The 15,190-nt window shown below is 61.0% G+C and carries 14 protein-coding genes; 2 read left to right on the top strand and 12 right to left on the bottom strand.

Translation table 11 applies throughout. From position 1 onward, the window contains the following. Positions 1 to 247 precede the first annotated feature (247 nt). On the top strand, positions 248 to 931 hold the full coding sequence (locus CEY05_RS24680; RefSeq protein ID WP_088599924.1) for a glutathione S-transferase: 684 nt from the start codon (positions 248 to 250) through the stop codon (positions 929 to 931). 83 nt (positions 932 to 1,014) lie between these two features. On the opposite strand, the gene CEY05_RS24675 is transcribed toward CEY05_RS24680, so the two are convergent. From CEY05_RS24675 to CEY05_RS24650, 6 genes are all read right to left on the bottom strand, one after another. After that, the gene (locus CEY05_RS24675; RefSeq protein ID WP_088599923.1) at positions 1,015 to 2,475 is read right to left on the bottom strand and encodes an NAD-dependent succinate-semialdehyde dehydrogenase; all 1,461 of its coding nucleotides are present in this window, start codon (positions 2,473 to 2,475) and stop codon (positions 1,015 to 1,017) included. 33 nt (positions 2,476 to 2,508) lie between these two features. Then, positions 2,509 to 3,717, bottom strand: a complete 1,209-nt coding sequence (locus tag CEY05_RS24670; RefSeq protein ID WP_088599922.1) for an iron-containing alcohol dehydrogenase — start codon at positions 3,715 to 3,717, stop codon at positions 2,509 to 2,511. Between the two features lie 21 nt (positions 3,718 to 3,738). After that, a complete protein-coding gene (locus CEY05_RS24665; protein ID WP_088599921.1) occupies positions 3,739 to 4,761 on the bottom strand; it encodes an Ldh family oxidoreductase in 1,023 nt (340 codons plus the stop codon). 2 nt (positions 4,762 to 4,763) lie between these two features. Further along, positions 4,764 to 5,966, bottom strand: a complete 1,203-nt coding sequence (locus tag CEY05_RS24660) for a pyridoxal phosphate-dependent aminotransferase (protein ID WP_158219415.1) — start codon at positions 5,964 to 5,966, stop codon at positions 4,764 to 4,766. A gap of 71 nt (positions 5,967 to 6,037) precedes the next feature. Next, the gene (locus tag CEY05_RS24655) at positions 6,038 to 6,820 is read right to left on the bottom strand and encodes a transporter substrate-binding domain-containing protein (protein ID WP_143220636.1); all 783 of its coding nucleotides are present in this window, start codon (positions 6,818 to 6,820) and stop codon (positions 6,038 to 6,040) included. Positions 6,821 to 6,866: 46 nt separating this feature from the next. After that, entirely contained in the window at positions 6,867 to 8,144 is a 1,278-nt protein-coding gene (locus tag CEY05_RS24650) for a dicarboxylate/amino acid:cation symporter (protein ID WP_088599933.1), read from the bottom strand. A 177-nt stretch (positions 8,145 to 8,321) separates the two neighbouring features. Between CEY05_RS24650 and CEY05_RS24645 the strand changes: the two genes are divergently transcribed. Next, complete coding sequence (locus tag CEY05_RS24645; protein WP_088599918.1) at positions 8,322 to 9,173, top strand: LysR family transcriptional regulator; 852 nt, start codon at positions 8,322 to 8,324, stop codon at positions 9,171 to 9,173. Positions 9,174 to 9,218: 45 nt separating this feature from the next. Here the strand turns inward: CEY05_RS24645 and CEY05_RS24640 are convergent, their stop codons facing one another. The 6 genes from CEY05_RS24640 to CEY05_RS24615 all read right to left on the bottom strand — a co-directional run bounded on the left by CEY05_RS24640 (position 9,219) and on the right by CEY05_RS24615 (position 15,189). Beyond that, positions 9,219 to 10,172 carry a tripartite tricarboxylate transporter substrate binding protein gene (locus CEY05_RS24640; RefSeq protein WP_088599917.1) on the bottom strand — a complete coding sequence of 318 codons (954 nt, stop codon included), beginning with the start codon at positions 10,170 to 10,172 and terminating at the stop codon, positions 9,219 to 9,221. 313 nt (positions 10,173 to 10,485) lie between these two features. Further along, positions 10,486 to 10,677: a hypothetical protein gene (locus CEY05_RS31090; protein WP_143220634.1), complete on the bottom strand. Its 192-nt coding sequence runs from the start codon at positions 10,675 to 10,677 to the stop codon at positions 10,486 to 10,488. A gap of 125 nt (positions 10,678 to 10,802) precedes the next feature. Continuing rightward, positions 10,803 to 12,584, bottom strand: a complete 1,782-nt coding sequence (locus CEY05_RS24630; RefSeq protein WP_088599915.1) for a chloride channel protein — start codon at positions 12,582 to 12,584, stop codon at positions 10,803 to 10,805. Positions 12,585 to 12,619: 35 nt separating this feature from the next. After that, positions 12,620 to 13,081, bottom strand: a complete 462-nt coding sequence (locus tag CEY05_RS24625; protein WP_088599914.1) for a MarR family winged helix-turn-helix transcriptional regulator — start codon at positions 13,079 to 13,081, stop codon at positions 12,620 to 12,622. A gap of 176 nt (positions 13,082 to 13,257) precedes the next feature. After that, complete coding sequence (locus CEY05_RS24620; RefSeq protein ID WP_088599913.1) at positions 13,258 to 13,959, bottom strand: S-layer family protein; 702 nt, start codon at positions 13,957 to 13,959, stop codon at positions 13,258 to 13,260. A 72-nt stretch (positions 13,960 to 14,031) separates the two neighbouring features. Then, positions 14,032 to 15,189: a thiolase gene (locus tag CEY05_RS24615; RefSeq protein WP_088599912.1), complete on the bottom strand. Its 1,158-nt coding sequence runs from the start codon at positions 15,187 to 15,189 to the stop codon at positions 14,032 to 14,034. Position 15,190 lies beyond the last annotated feature (1 nt).

The following is a 15,190-nucleotide window of genomic DNA, read 5'->3' as shown; positions in this document are numbered from 1 at the left end:
GCGCAGCGACACCGGCCGCGCGAGAAGAAAGGCGTAGTTTACGCGCGCCGTGACGGCCATAGCGGCCGGCCGCTGGCTACTCTGCTGGGCGCTGCCCGCAGATCACTGGGCGCCGGCTGCTGGCTGCTGGCTGCTGGCTGCTGGCTGCTGGCTGCTGGCTGCTGGCTGCTGGCTGCTGGCGACGGGCGGCGGGCGGCGGGCGGCAAATGGTAAAAGAGCCAAATCCCTCAGCCGTTCATTTCATCGCATGCCCCAAGCCGCCCCACCCGTCCTCTATTCCTTCAGACGCTGCCCTTACGCCATGCGCGCCCGACTGGCACTGGCGGTGAGCGGAATCGCCTGCGAACTCCGCGAAGTGGTGCTGCGCGACAAGCCCGCTGAATTGCTGGCGGCTTCGCCCAAAGGTACGGTGCCGGTCCTCGTCCTGCCGACTGGCCACGTCATAGACCAAAGCCTGGACATCATGCGCTGGGCGCTGCAACAGCATGACCCGGAACGATGGCTGCAACCGGAGCACGACTCCCCGGCCGCCATGGACGCTCTGATCGCGCAGTGCGACGGTGAATTCAAAGCCGACCTGGATCGTTATAAATACCCTGATCGCTATCCGGGCACCGAGCCACAATCGCATAGGCAGGCAGGCGCCGCCTATCTGGCCCGCCTGGAAACACGCCTGTCGGCCACCCCTTATTTATTCGGATCCCGCGCCGCCCTGGCCGACATGGCCATCGCCCCATTCGTGCGCCAATTCGCCCACACGGACGCCGAGTGGTTCCGTGCCCAACCGTGGCCGGCGCTGATACGCTGGCTGGACAACTTCACCGACAGCGCGCGCTTCAACGCGATCATGCAAAAGTCAGCTGCCTGGATACCAGGCACCTCCGGGCTGCGCTTCCCCCCCTGTCGAAATTCACCTACGCTGGAATCGTGAGTTCTGCAAAATCAATGAGTCAGGTTGAAGCTGTTCAAGCACATCCCCCACGCCAAGCGAGGTAAGCGGCCACAACGGGGAAATTACCAGTTGGTCGAAATGTACTTCGCTTCCATAAATTCCAGTAACCCATGGTGCGCACCTTCGCGGCCAAGGCCGCTCTGCTTGACGCCGCCGAAAGGCGCCGCAGGATCAGAGACCAATCCGCGATTGAGAGCTATCATCCCGCTCTCGATCGCTTCGGATACGCGCATGCCACGCGCGAGGTCTTTTGTATAAACGTAAGCGACCAAACCATATTCGGTCGCGTTCGCAAGGCCAATGACCTCGTCTTCAGTGTCGAAAGTGACGATAGCGGCAACCGGCCCGAAAATTTCCTCATGCAGCAAATCGGCAGTCGGCGTGACGTCGGCCAGGACAGTCGGAAGATAGAAGCATCCAGAACGGTCCGGAGACTTACCGCCCGTCACCAGGCGCGCGCCCTTAGCCACTGCGTCGTCCACTAACGAAGCTACCTTGTTAACGGAACTGCGATTCACCAACGGTCCGCATTCGGTGATTTCGTTTACGCCATCATCGACAACCAATGACTTCATTCGTGCCGCAAGACGCGACGTGAACTCGGCGACCAAGGATCGGTGTACGTAGAAGCGATTGGCAGCAGTGCAGGCCTCGCCCCCGTTTCGCATCTTCGCGATCATCGCCCCCTGGACCGCTGCGTCGAGATCGGCATCTTCGAAGACGATGAACGGGGCATTCCCCCCAAGCTCCATCGAACAATTGATGATGGAGTCGGCAGCCTTTCTGAGCAAGACACGGCCAACCTCCGTAGATCCTGTAAACGATAATTTACGCACGCGAGGATCTTCCAACATCGCGCCACATACCTTGCCGGAGCGCGAGGTTGTGAGAACATTCACGACACCAGCAGGCACGCCGGCTTCTGCTAACAATGCCGCGATCGCGTACGCCGTGAGCGGCGTTTCAGTTGCCGGCTTAAGAATGCAGGTGCAACCGGCCGCGAGCGCCGGCCCGATTTTCCGAGTGGCCATTGCCGCTGGGAAATTCCATGGCGTGATCAACAGCGCAATGCCGACCGGCTGATACTGCACGATAGTGCGGGCCGCGCCTGATGGCGACGTACTGATTTCTCCGTTGATGCGCACAGCCTCTTCTGCATACCAGCGGAAAAACTCGGCAGCGTATGCGACTTCTCCCCGCGCATCGCTCAAAGCCTTGCCGTTTTCGAGTGAGATGAGCGCGGCAAGGCGTGCGGCATCGCGCATCATCAGTTCATAGCACCGGCCAAGGATTTCGCTACGCTTGCGTGGCGCAGTAGCAGCCCAACCAGCCGCGGCGTGCTCCGCGGCATCCACCGCCAAGCGGGCCTCTTCTTCTCCGGCATCCGCAACGCACGCCAATAGCTGCTCGTTCGACGGATTGAACACGTCGATACGTTCCCCAGAGCTCGCTTCTACCCATGAGCCACCAATGAAGAGATCCACCGGGATGCTGTCGAGATGTTGTTTGTTTAAAGCGGACATAAGGTTCCTGGATATTTGGTGGTGTTGAGGGACTCAGTTGGCGCCGTGGTAAGCACGCCGAACAACCTGGCCAATTGCGTCCACGTCCAACATCCGTGGATTGTTATTGATCAACCGTGCCGAACGCATTGATTGTTCGGCAACCCAATCAATTTTTTCTTCCTGCAGGCCAAGGTCCTTGAGCGTAAGCGGGATGCCGATGTCCGACAGAAACGCCCGGATGCGATCTATGGCCTGTTTCGCCACCGCGCCGTCGTCCGGGTTATCAACTCCTATGACACGCCCGATAGCCGTAAGCTCCGTTTGACAAGCCGACGCGTTGTACTCCATCACGTAGGGCATCAACACCGCTACTCCCAGCCCATGCGGCGTGTTGGTAAGCGCGCCAACTGGGTACTGAATCGCATGCGCGAGTGACGTACCGGCACTGCCGAACGCCAGACCCGCGAGTAACGATCCCTTCATCACCATCGTTCGAGCCAGGATATCGGAGCCGTTCCGCACCGCTTGGGGTAGATAAAGGCACAGCGCTTCAATCGCGCTCAGCGCGAATTGATCGCTGAGCACGTTCTTTCCAACAAACACTCGTTCTTGCGATAAATCAGGCGTGGGCGGATGTGCGACCGCGGTGTATGCCTCGATCGCGTGCGTAAGCGCATCAGCGCCCGACAGCGCGGTCAGGCCCGGCGGGCAGGTCATGGTCAACTCGGGATCGCATATCGCCGTATGAGGGATAAGGTAAGGACTCGAAATGCCAACCTTCAAGTCTCGAGTGTCGTCGGCCAGTACCGCGACCGGTGTCACCTCTGATCCCGTACCCGACGTCGTCGGTACGGCCACGATGGGCGTCACCGGCCCCGGAACTTTGAACTCTCCATAGTATCGGTCGATAGGGCCTCCGTGCGTAAGCAGGAGACTGACCAACTTGGCCATATCCATGCAGCTGCCGCCACCAATACCGACCACGACGTGCGGCGCGGCACTACCCATCATATCCACGCATCTCTCAATGCTACTGAGTGGAAGTTCAGCCAGTGTCCCATCGAAAACCGTCACACTCAGCCCGTTTTGCGCGAGATCGTCCAGGATCCCGAGCATGTCCCCGGAGGATGCAAAGCGCTTATCCGTGCAGATCAGAACCCGCTTCCCGATGGCAGACAGAGTTTTGCCAAGTGCCCGGCGTTGGCCCGCTCCGAAAAGGACCGAGCGGGGCGCGCGCATGACGCCGATTGATGTATGCATGATTGGATATTTCCAAGGAGTTCAGGAACGAGCACGCACTCCGGCGTACTCGCGAATACTGTCCCAGATGGCAGGCGCGATCGATACGCCACTCGCGAGACTACGTTCACGCATCGCGTGTGCGCGGTCGCCCGGCACGTTGACTGGTCGGGCGGGGTCCGCGGAAGAACTCGCGCGCAAAGCCTCCAAGTAAGCCGAGACACTACCCACGGACGATTTCGCAGCCGGCTCGATCACGATGAAAATGTCGCCCTTATTGCAGACGGTCTCGGAATCGAGGGTGCCTGTGACGTCTGTCCCGAGTGCCGATGCCGTCAACGCTGCCACCATTACTTCGAAACCCAGGCCAAGCGCATAGCCCTTGGGTCCGCCGAATGGCGAAATTGAACCTTGGCGCGCTGCCGCGGCATCCAGCGTTGGATCGCCGTTGCTGTCGAGCGCCCAGCCCGGCTCCAAAGGCTGCCCCCGGTTCGCGTAGTCGTGGACTTGGCCCATCGAGATCAGACTGGTTGCCATATCCAGCACAAACGGACGCGGTTGCGCTGGTACGCCGATCGCCACCGGGTTCGTACCCAGCATCGCCTTGCGGCCCCCCCAGGGATGGACAAGCGCCTCACTCGTCGTCAGCGCGAACAGCACTTGCCCTTGGCGTGCCACGCTTTCAGCGTAGAGCGCAAGCATTCCCAGATGATTGCTGTTGGAGATTGCTGCCATTGCGACGCCCGTCTGCCTGGCGCGATCGCAGATTTGATCGAGCGCCGAATACGCAACAACCGGACCCAGGCCACGTTCTCCATCCACCTGCAGGAATGCCTGCCCCCGCCACTGCCCGCGACCCGTAGTTACAGGATCCGCGACGCCATTCCGAATACGTTCGATGAGACGAGGCAGGCGAAGCAGACCGTGGGATGCACGGCCGCGCAACTCCGCCTCGACAAGGAACTCGGCCTGAGTCCGAGCATGCACTTCTCGCACGCCTGAATTCATCAAGGCGCGGACTGCGAGGCTCGTCGCCTCCGACGCGTCAATTAGTAGCTCGTCCATCGCTACCGAAGCTCCAGGGCAAATTTGTGGATCCTGTCGAGTCCTTTTTGGATCTGATCGAGTTCAAGGGCGATGGATACCCGGAAGAAGGGACTCAAGCCAAACACTTCGCCTGGCACGGCGGCAACCTCAGCTTCCTCAAGAAGGGCCGCAACCACGTCAACATCCTTCTTCAGGATGCGTCCCGCGGCAGTCTCGCGTCCGAGCCACTCACCACAATTGATATAGACGTAGAAAGTGCCTGAAGGTCGCACCGCCGAAATGCCGGGAATCTCGGCGATGCGTGCGATCACCACATCGCGCCGCTCCTGGAATATGCGGCGATTCTCATCCATAAACGCCTGATCGCCCGCGAGCGCTTCAATCCCCGCGGCTTGAGCAATGCTGCTGGGAGAGCCAGTCATGGAGCTAAGTAAATCGCCGATCGATTTGATGACATCGAGCGGGCCAGCAGCAAACCCCAAGCGCCAGCCTGTCATGACGTAGCCTTTCGAAAAGCCGTTGACCGCGATAACACGATCAGCCATGTCTGGCATAACTTCAACGAACGACGGTGCTTTAACGCCATCGAACGTAATGTGTTCATACAGCTCGTCGGTCAGAATCCATACGTCCGGGCGCTGCTTCAACACTTCCGCGAGCGCACGGATCTCATCAGCCGAATACACTGCACCCGATGGATTGTTGGGCGAGTTGAAGATGATCGCCCGGGTCTTCTCCGTCAACGACGCCCGCAGCAGCTTCGGCGTCAGTTTGAATCCTGACGCTTCCGGACACTCAACAATGACAGGGACGCCACCCACCATCTCCACGTGGTCAGGATAAGTCACCCAATAGGGCGCTGGAATGATGACCTCATTACCGGCATCCACGATCGTGTACAAGCTCGCGAGCAGAATTACTTTCGCGCCGCTGCCGATGACGATCTGCGCAGGCAAATAGGCGATCCCACTATCCCGCAACATCTTATCGGCGATGGCTTTCTTCAGCGGGCCGTAGCCGTCGGCGGCGGTGTACTTGGTGAAGTCGCTCGTGATGGCCTTCATCCCCGCCTCCTTGATGTTTCGCGGAGTGTGAAAATCGGGTTCCCCAAGGCTGAAGGGGATAACGTCCTTACCCTGGCGCTTCATCTCGGCAGCCCGTGCCGAGATGGTCATGGTGGGTGATGGGCGAACTTCAGTTGCCCGATGAGCTAATTTCGGCATGATCAATTTTTGTTCAGTAGATTTTGTAAGCTTCCAACAGGCGTGGAGCCGGATGGACACACTGCGATTGGCTAGATACCGGGAGGTGCAACAGGATCCGACGTAAATCCTGCGTCGTCGAAGAGTTTCCTGACCAAACCCGAGGATTTGGCACTCTCGAGAAAGCTGCTGACGGCACATAGTCCAACCGGCCGATCCTTCGCCACCGATACGGCGATGCCGGTGCTATGAAGCGTTCCATCGAGAACACGGGTGCTCGGAATTTTGGCTTGGTACGCCGTCAAAACATCTCGCGAAAGCACAACAGCATCTACTTTCTTGTCCTGCAGCCCTGACATCGCTTCTTCAACGGAGGACACCGGGACGATCTGCGCCGCGCTCAACACCCTTTCTGCATTGCGTATCGTTGTAGTGTTAGCGATCCCGGCCGCGCGAACGCCGCGCTGGTTAAGATCCATCGTGAATTGGAATGTCGAATCCGCATTTACCAATGCGGTACTTTCAATGACGAAATAGGAGGGGCCGAAGGCGACGCGCTGCTTCCTTTCTTCGTCCATCGGCATGAACGCTACGTCTATCTGCTTCGCCTCGACGGCGTCTGCCAGCTCGCCCGAGTTCGGCACCGCATTAAAAGTGACTTCGCAACCGAGCCACTTCGCCAGACCTTTCCCAAGTTCGACAGTCGGGCCATGCGGCGCGCCGCTCTCATCCAGCTCGACAAAGAAGGTGGACATTGCCGGCGCGTAGACCACGCCCACGCGCAGCAGCCCGCCAGGTGCCAGCTCGCCGCGGTCTTGAGTTATCGCATTTAAGGTATTCATGATTTTCGAAAAACGTTCAACAGTAGCGTTCAAGATGCCTGATCAGGCTGACCCAGCCAGGCTCACATATCGATATGGATCAGTCTCTTTGCGTTGTCGCAAGCCCAGGAACAAGATCCGTCGTCATTGGCACATCACCCCCCTCAAGACGCGCAAGCGCAGCGGTAGCTATGCTGTTGCCGATGACATTGGTGACAGTCCGGCCCATATCCAGGATCTGGTCGATACCTAGAATAAGCAGCACACCTTCAGTGGGCAGACCGAACATCGGAGCAACCGCTGCAACGACGACCACTGACGCACGGGGCACGCCGGCGGCGCCTTTACTGCTGATGAGCAGCACGAAGAGCATTGTGATCTGCTGTGTGACCGAGAGCTCGACCCCAAAAGCCTGCGCGATGAAAAGCGCGGCAAATGTGCAGTACATCATCGAGCCATCCAGATTGAAGGAGTAGCCGAAAGGCAGCGTGAAGCCGACTACCTCTTTCCTGATGCCAAACTGTTCCAGTCGTTCCGTCATCAAGGGGTAAGCCGCCTCGCTACTTGCAGTTGAGAAGGCGATCAAAGCTGGTTGTCTCATCATCTTGAGCAACCGGAAAACGTCCTTCCCCAGGACCAGATAGCCTGCAAAGATGATGACCATCCAAAGCAGGACAAGTCCAAGATAGAAGGATCCGACCAGCTTCCCGTACGTGAACACAACGTCCAGTCCATTCACCGCGACTGCCGTGGCCAGGGCCGTGAAGACACCGATCGGAGCAAACTTCATGACAAACTCGGTGACTTTGAGCATCACCATCACTATCCCATCGAGGGAGTTTCTCAGTTGCGCAACTCGCGGATCTTTGTGATAAATGCTTAGACCCGCTCCGAAAAACAGCGCAAACACCACAATTTGAAGAGCCTCGTTGCGCGCGAGCGCATCGAAAATGCTGGTCGGAAACACGTGCGTCAGAAACTCGTGCAGGTTGAGGCTGGCGGTTTTCAGTCCAGTCGAGATGCTCCCGCCCTTGGCCACCAGCCCCATGCCCGCGCCGGGTTGGAGGAGGTTTGCCAGCACCACACCCAGGGCCAATGAAATCAACGACGCGACCAGAAACCAGGCAACTGCCCGGCCAGCCAGGCGGCTCACGGTTCCCTGCCCACCGATGCCGGCGATACCGGAGACCAAGGTGGTGAATATCAATGGCGCGATGATCATCTTGATCAGCCGCAAGAAAATTTCCGTCACGATCGACAGATAGCCCGCGATCGTTGTCGCAGTAGCGTGATCGATTGCGAGGACGTGGATCAGATATCCCACGCCCAAACCTAGAACCATGCTGATCCCGATATTCCGGGTGAGTCGATTTTTCACCTTGGCGCTCTCCATAGAATTGTGTGCCCCTGGCTCGGGGCTCCCCTTGTCGTCTACGCTCGGCGGTCAAGGCGCAATCAGCGACCGCGGAACGTTCGAACGCACCTAGTATTCACACAATCGGCGCAACGCAAAAACGGATTAAACTGAACGGATTCCTCAGTTTTTCTGATTATTATGAAAGCACTTGACCTCGACGTTCTCGAGATGGTGGTGGCTGTCGCCGACGCCGGCTCTTTCGTAAGTGGAGCGGAGCGCGTGCATCGATCGCCCTCTGCGGTAAGCATGCGGATCAAGGCGTTGGAGGAGTCGATGCAAAAAACGCTGTTCACCCGCACAACGCGTAGCGTTGTCCTGACCGATGCCGGAGAGAGACTGCTGGACTATGGACGCAGGATGCTGGAAATCCGTGACGCAGCGTGGACGTCCGTGGTGCGCCCCGAAGTCAAGGGCAGGGTCACGATAGGCGTACCGGACGACTATGCGTCGTCGCTGTTGTCACCAGTGTTGAGAAAGTTCTCACTGGCACATCCGCAGGTCGAGCTTCGTGTCTTGGGACTGCCAAGTAGCGACCTGGCCCCATTGCTCAAGGACAACGCGCTCGATCTTGCGTGCCTCACGCGGGTAAAGGGCATCCCGGGAGACCTTCTCAGGCGCGAGCCGCTTGTCTGGGTTTGCTCCGATAGGCATCGCGAGATTTGGAAAGAAAGGCCTTTGCCAATCGCCGTGTACACAAGTGGCAGCGCGGCTCGCGCGCTCGGGTTGGCAGCGCTCCAGAATGCAAAGATAAAGTTTCGCTTGTCGTTCGAAAGCGCCGGCGTGATGGGACTTGTCAGCGTGCTGGAGGCCGGCCTTGCCATCGCTCCAATGTCACGCTGTAGCGTGCCGGGTCACCTCACTCAGCTGGGCGAAGAAGATGGTCTACCCAAACTCCCGATGCTGGACATTGTGCTGTCGCGCAGCGCTAATTCAAACCGTCCTCCGTGCGACTTCTTGGCAAAGGCGCTGCTGGACCACCTAAAGAGCTAGAACGCGGGATCGGTGCTGCCACTGCGCCCGAGTGGCTTCGGCCATTCACTTGAGAATCTCACGCCACTGCCGCGTCTGCTCGACTATCCCACGCGCCACGTCCTGGGACGGCTCTCCCCCCGCCTCGGCACTGATGGTCTGCAACCCTTTCTGCATATCCGGCGTCTTCAACGCTGCGATCACGCCTTGATATAGCCGGGCCTGCACATCGGCCGGCGCCCCCGTCGGTATCATCAACGCATACCAGGTCTTGAAGGTGTACTGCGGCAAATGCGCCGCCTCTGCAATAGAAGGCAAACCGGGAAAGTATTCGCTGGGCTTGCTACTGCTCACCGCCAACGCCTTGACGCTATGCGCGCGCACCGGCCCTAGCACGATACCGCTAGGCGGCATCGCCACCTGCAGCCGCCCGCCGAGCAGGTCAGTCAACATTGGTTCGTCGCCCTTGTAAGGCACGTGTTCCATCTTGATGCCCGCGTCGCGAGCGAACAGCTCCATCGACAGATGATCCGTGCTGCCTATCCCGGCGGACCCGAAATTGATCTGGCCAGGATGTGCCTTGGCGTACTGGATCAATTCAGGAACGGATTTGACCGGGAAATTCGCGTTGGCGATGAGGACATGCGGCAGCGAGGCCACCGTCGTGATCGGCACGAAATCCTTGGTGAAATCGTAGGTCAGCGAGTCGTAGATGGACGGCGCGATGGTATGCGCCGTGGTCGCCAGGAACAAGGTGTAGCCGTCCGGTTTGGACCGTGCGACGTAGGCCGCGCCCAACGTCCCGCCCGCCCCTGCACGGTTATCCACAACCACCGTCTGGTTCAGCTGCTTGCCTAGTGTCGAGGCGAGCAAGCGCCCTATCATGTCGGTGGACCCACCAGGGGGAAAAGGGACGACCAGGGTAATCGGCCTGTCAGGCCACGCTGCCTGGGCAGCAAATCCATAAGACGCACACAGGCAGGCAGCGACGCCCACCGTCAAGCCACGCAGGATCTTCATCTTGTCTCGCTCCGCCGTCAGGCTTTTTTTATCGTGTCCGCGGTCAATGCCGCGTACGTCTCAGCGCCTTGCAGAGCAGCAACTCATCGGGCGTGATGGCGCTCTGGGAGTATTCGCGCCGACGGGAGCAAGATCAATTTCCTTGCGTTAATACGTTCATAACAGCCGCGAATGAATCGCGGCAGACGAGGCTGATAAATCAATGGCCGATGAGCAAACGGCCGATAAGCAAATCATAGGCAGCAAAACGGCGCTGGTTCCGTTGCAACCAGCGCCGCGCATCTCCTTGAAAAAATCGGACTTGCGATCCCAATTAAGCCAGATCGATCGGGCCGATGCTTATTTTCTTACCCTCAGCCTCGGGATCTTCCTCGTCCTTCGGCGGCACCTCATCAGCGGGTAAGACATCTGGATCTTCCGGCAGCGGATCGGGTCTCATGCCGGGCACGACCGGATCAGTACCCAAAACATCCGGGTTGTCGGTATTCGGATTTTGCGTAGCCATAAGCTTCTCCAAGACACCGCGAATCGCGGCGGTTCGAAGCTGGCTTCGCAATCGAGGTGCCCAAGGACGACGCTATCGGGAAACTCCCAGGTAAACCTGCCCCCAATCGTCCAGGGCAAAGCCACTTATTCGCTCGTCGGCACCCCGGCGTAATCCCGCCGCCTCCAGAACCGTTCCCGCTTATGCTCTTCATCGTAATGGCTGGCCGACGGTTTCAGCAGATCGCTGCGAGTCACCAGTCCCAGCAGCCGCAGACTGGTCAGGTCTTCCACCACCACAACCCGCTCCAGCCCGCGCGATGCCAAGCGCGTCGCAACCTGGCGGCAGGTCTCCTGCGGCAGAGCCAGCGCGAGGTCGCGCGGCTCCATGGCATCTCCGACAGCCTGATCCAGTCCATCCAGGCCCACCCGCGCCTGGATAGCCAGCACGGCCGCGCGATCCACCACGCCCAGCACGGCCCCATCCGCCACCACCGGATAAGCGCGCCATTGCTGGGCCGCGCCGAAGGGGCCAGCCATCACGTCGCGCAAGGTCATCGTGGCGTCGATCGCAACGGGATCAACGGTCATGACTTCGTCCACATGATGCCGTTCCAGCGGATCCACGCCGTACTCACGGAAGATATGGTGCCCGCGCCGCGCGATCTTCTCCGTCATGATGGAACGGCGCATCGTCACCGCGACAAAACCATGGGCCGCCAGCGTCGCCGCCAGCAAGGGCAGGAAGGCGTTCGCATCATGCGTCACGCCGAAAGCAAAGACGATGGCCGTCAACGGCGCACCCAAGGTCGCGCCCAGCGTGGCGGCCATGCAGACCAGCGGCCACAAAGTGGGATCGCCACCCGGCAGGATGGGACTGAGCACCACGCCCAGACCCGCGCCCAGCATCAGCAAGGGGGCCAGTACCCCACCCGACGTGCCGGAACCCAAGGCCACGACCCAGATCACGGCCTTCACCGCCAGCAAGGCCAGCGCCACCTGCATCGCGATGTTCTGGTGCAGCAGGTCATCGATGACGTCATAGCCCACGCCCAGCGCGCGCGGCTCCAGCAGGCCACCGATACCGATCACCACACCGGCCAGCGCCGGCCACCACATCCAATGCACGCGCAGGCGAGCGAAGGTGTCCTCGGTCTTGTACAGCGCCAGCGACAACCCGGCTGCCAGGGCCCCGGACAACAGACCCGCCACCAGGCAGGACAACAGCGCCGTGGCGCCGGGCATGGCCGTCTGCATGGCGAACAAGGGCTCGGACCCGAAGATCAGGATGCGCGCGAAGCCGGCCACGGCACATGCCAGTGCCACCGGCAGCAGGCTGCGCGGGCGCCATTCGAACAACAGCAATTCCACCGCCAGCAGCACCGCCGCCACCGGCGTACCGAATACCGCGGTCATCCCCGCGGTAGCGCCCGCCACCAACAGGGTCTTGCGTTCGGCCGCCGTCAACGACACGCACTGGCCGATCAAGGATCCCAATGCGCCACCCGTCATGATGATGGGCCCTTCCGCCCCGAACGGCCCGCCGCTGCCGATGGCCACGCCCGACGACAGGGGCTTGAGCAGCGCCACCTTCAGCGACATGCGGCTCTTGCCGAACAGGATCGCCTCGATTGCTTCGGGGATGCCATGCCCGCGGATCTTCTCGGAACCGAAGCGCGCCATCAGGCCGACGATAAGACCACCCACCACCGGCACGACAACCACCCAAGCGCCCAGGTGATTCAAGGCCGGCGAACGCTCGGCGAAGGAGAAGGTGCCGTAGAAGAAGAGATTGGTGCACAGATGTATCAGGCCCAGCAGGACGAACGCCGCGGCGGTAGCCAGCAGGCCGATCAGTACTGCCAGGCCCATCATCAGGGGAAGCCTGGCGTTGACGGCGAAATCACGCTTATGAGTGTGGTGTTTCATGATGGATCGGGGGTCGCGCATCGAAGATCGCGGGATCAAAGATCGAGTTGCGGTACCGCGAAGGTACCGGTGAGGGATTTGAGTTCGGCGCGATGCAGCGCCGCCAATTGCACGAGCAGGCGCTCGCCCGCTTCGAGCAGATGCACTTCGACCTGGCGCCGGTCATGCTCCGCCGGCCGGCGCTCCACCAGCTTGTGGCCTTCGCAACGGGTCACCAGCGCCACCACGCCGTGATGCTGCGCCTGCAGGCGCTCCGCCAGCTCACCCACCGTCGCCCATTCCCGGCCCGGGAATCCCTTGATGTGCAACAACAGGAGATATTGCAGCGGCGTGATGCCCGCATCCTGCGCCGCACGCTCGGAGAAACGTTCGAAGCGGCGCATCTGGTAGCGAAATTCGGAAAGCTGCTCGAAGTCGGTTTTCCGAAGTTTTGACGATGCTGTCGTTGCGGATGCCGCGGCCGCAGCCGTGGCGGCGGGCTTGGAGGCGCCGGGCATGGTTGGTCCAGTTTCAGGCAAACAATGAATATATCATAACGTGATATATATCCACAAACCGGCGCACTCGCCCCAGCGCCACCCGGCAGCTACACGATGCCGCGGGTGGCGCGAATACCGCCCGCCCTGCGTCAGCAGCCCCCAGCGCCAGCAGCCCCCAGCGCCAGCAGTCCCCTTCAACGCCACTCCTCCCGCCGCAGCACATAGACCTGCGGCACCAGCACCGCACGCACGCTGCCGTCCGGCATGCTGACCGGATACTCGACCAGCCACACCATGTCCCGCTTCATCTTCAGCATCTGTTCCGGCGTCAGGGCGGCGCCCAGCATCAGGCCGTGCGTGAGCGCGAAATCCGTGCCGGCGGTCAGGAGTGCCCGATACTGGGCCTGCAGGCTCAAATGCCCTGCCATCACCGGCTTACCGGTCAAGGCTTGTACCTGGGTCGCCACTACGCGTTGTTCGTAGGCACCATCGCCCAGGCGCCTCATGTTGCCATCGGCGGTGATGAAAGCGGCTTGAACTGGCGCCGCCCCGCCGTGCAACAGGGACAGCAGGTAGTCGCTGCCCAGTGAGTGGCGCACCGCACCCTCGCCCGGCGCGCTGGTGACGACGTAGACCGCTTCCAGCGAAAGATGCACCGCATAGCGCGGATGGGTAGGCGCGACGACGGACAAGGTCGATGTGTACACCGCGGTCCCATCCGGCTGCTCGACACGGTGAACCTTCGCCTGCCTGGGCAAGGGCGGCGGCCGGGCCGTGGCCCCTGCATGCGTGGTCCACGGCGTCCCGTCCAGTGGCAGCGGCTGCGCGGGCCAGATGGCCCAGGCCTGCGCGGTCATGATCGCCGCCCCCACGAATACCCAACACACGTACTTCATGCCCCCACTCCTCAACGCCTGCAGCAAGCGGAATGAGTGGAAATAAGGAACGGGGATGTTCCTTGGCGAGCGTCAGCGGGTCCCTGCCCCGCCCAGGATCACGGTGTACTGCGAAGACAATACCCCGCCGTTGCCATGCGCCAGCGCGATTTCCGCATCCTCCACCTGGCGCGCCCCGCACTCGCCACGCAACTGCCGCACGGCCTCTATGAGCAGGAACAACCCGTACATGCCGGGATGGCAATAGGACAGGCCGCCGCCATTGGTGTTGACGGGCAGTCCGCCACCCGGCGCGATATGGCCGCCGCTGACGAAGGCGCCGCCCTCCCCCTTCGCGCAGAATCCCAGGTCTTCCAGGAACAGTATCGTGTTGATCGTAAAGGCATCGTAAACGCCGACCACATCGACATCGCGCGGACCGATGCCGGCTTGTGCGTAGGCCAGCTCGCCCGCACGGCCTGCGCCGGTGTGCACCAGGTCCGGCATATTGGAAATGGACTGGTGCGTGGTCACATGACCCGCCCCCAGCAAATGCACGGCCGCCTTGCGCAGGTCACGCGCCCGCCGCGCCGAGGTGATCACCAGCGCGCCGCCGCCATCGCTCACCAGGCAGCAGTCGCGGATGGTCAGGGGATAGCTGACCATCCGGGCGTCCAATACCTCCTGCACCGTCAATGGCTGTTTTTCCCAAGCCACGGGGTTGAGCAGGGCCCACTGCCGCGCGGCCACTGCGACTTCCGCCAGTTGCTCGCGCGTGGTGCCGAATTCGTGCATATGGCGCGCGGCCGCCAGCGCATAGGCGGTGGGCGGCATGAAAGGCTTGAAAGGCGCCTCGTAGGGATTGCGCTCACCCGGGCTGGTGTTCTTGCGCCCCAGTGAACGCTGCGTGCTGCCGTAAGCGACCACGGCCACCTGGCACACGCCCGCCTCGACCGCCTGCACCGCGCGCGTCAGATGCCCCATGAAGGACGAGCCGCCCGTGGAGGTCGAATCGATATGGGCTTCGGGAAGATGAAGATATTCCGCCAGCGCCAGCCCGGCCATGCGGCTTTGCGTGGTGGCGCAGAACAAGCCATCGACGTCGCGCAAGGACAGGCCGCAATCGGCCAGCGCGCGCAGCACACCTTGGGCCATCAGGTCGATGGGAGAAAACCCCGGGCCGACTTCGCCCAGGTCCGATTCGGCCACGCCGACAATGGCGGCGCGCTTATCTTGCAGGGATGCCGTCATA

The sequence above is a fragment of the Achromobacter sp. HZ34 genome, assembly GCF_002209485.1.
GTDB lineage: Bacteria > Pseudomonadota > Gammaproteobacteria > Burkholderiales > Burkholderiaceae_B > Bordetella_C.
This window is presented reverse-complemented; position numbering and strand designations above follow the sequence as displayed.

Coding starts and splice junctions, on each gene's coding strand:
- CEY05_RS24620 (WP_088599913.1), bottom strand. CDS start 13,959: ATGAAGTACGTGTGTTGGGTATTCGTGGGGGCGGCGATCATGACCGCG.
- CEY05_RS24630 (WP_088599915.1), bottom strand. CDS start 12,584: ATGAAACACCACACTCATAAGCGTGATTTCGCCGTCAACGCCAGGCTT.
- CEY05_RS24680 (WP_088599924.1), top strand. CDS start 248: ATGCCCCAAGCCGCCCCACCCGTCCTCTATTCCTTCAGACGCTGCCCT.
- CEY05_RS24670 (WP_088599922.1), bottom strand. CDS start 3,717: ATGCATACATCAATCGGCGTCATGCGCGCGCCCCGCTCGGTCCTTTTC.
- CEY05_RS24625 (WP_088599914.1), bottom strand. CDS start 13,081: ATGCCCGGCGCCTCCAAGCCCGCCGCCACGGCTGCGGCCGCGGCATCC.
- CEY05_RS24640 (WP_088599917.1), bottom strand. CDS start 10,172: ATGAAGATCCTGCGTGGCTTGACGGTGGGCGTCGCTGCCTGCCTGTGT.
- CEY05_RS31090 (WP_143220634.1), bottom strand. CDS start 10,677: ATGGCTACGCAAAATCCGAATACCGACAACCCGGATGTTTTGGGTACT.
- CEY05_RS24675 (WP_088599923.1), bottom strand. CDS start 2,475: ATGTCCGCTTTAAACAAACAACATCTCGACAGCATCCCGGTGGATCTC.
- CEY05_RS24660 (WP_158219415.1), bottom strand. CDS start 5,966: ATGCCGAAATTAGCTCATCGGGCAACTGAAGTTCGCCCATCACCCACC.
- CEY05_RS24645 (WP_088599918.1), top strand. CDS start 8,322: ATGAAAGCACTTGACCTCGACGTTCTCGAGATGGTGGTGGCTGTCGCC.
- CEY05_RS24615 (WP_088599912.1), bottom strand. CDS start 15,189: ATGACGGCATCCCTGCAAGATAAGCGCGCCGCCATTGTCGGCGTGGCC.
- CEY05_RS24665 (WP_088599921.1), bottom strand. CDS start 4,761: ATGGACGAGCTACTAATTGACGCGTCGGAGGCGACGAGCCTCGCAGTC.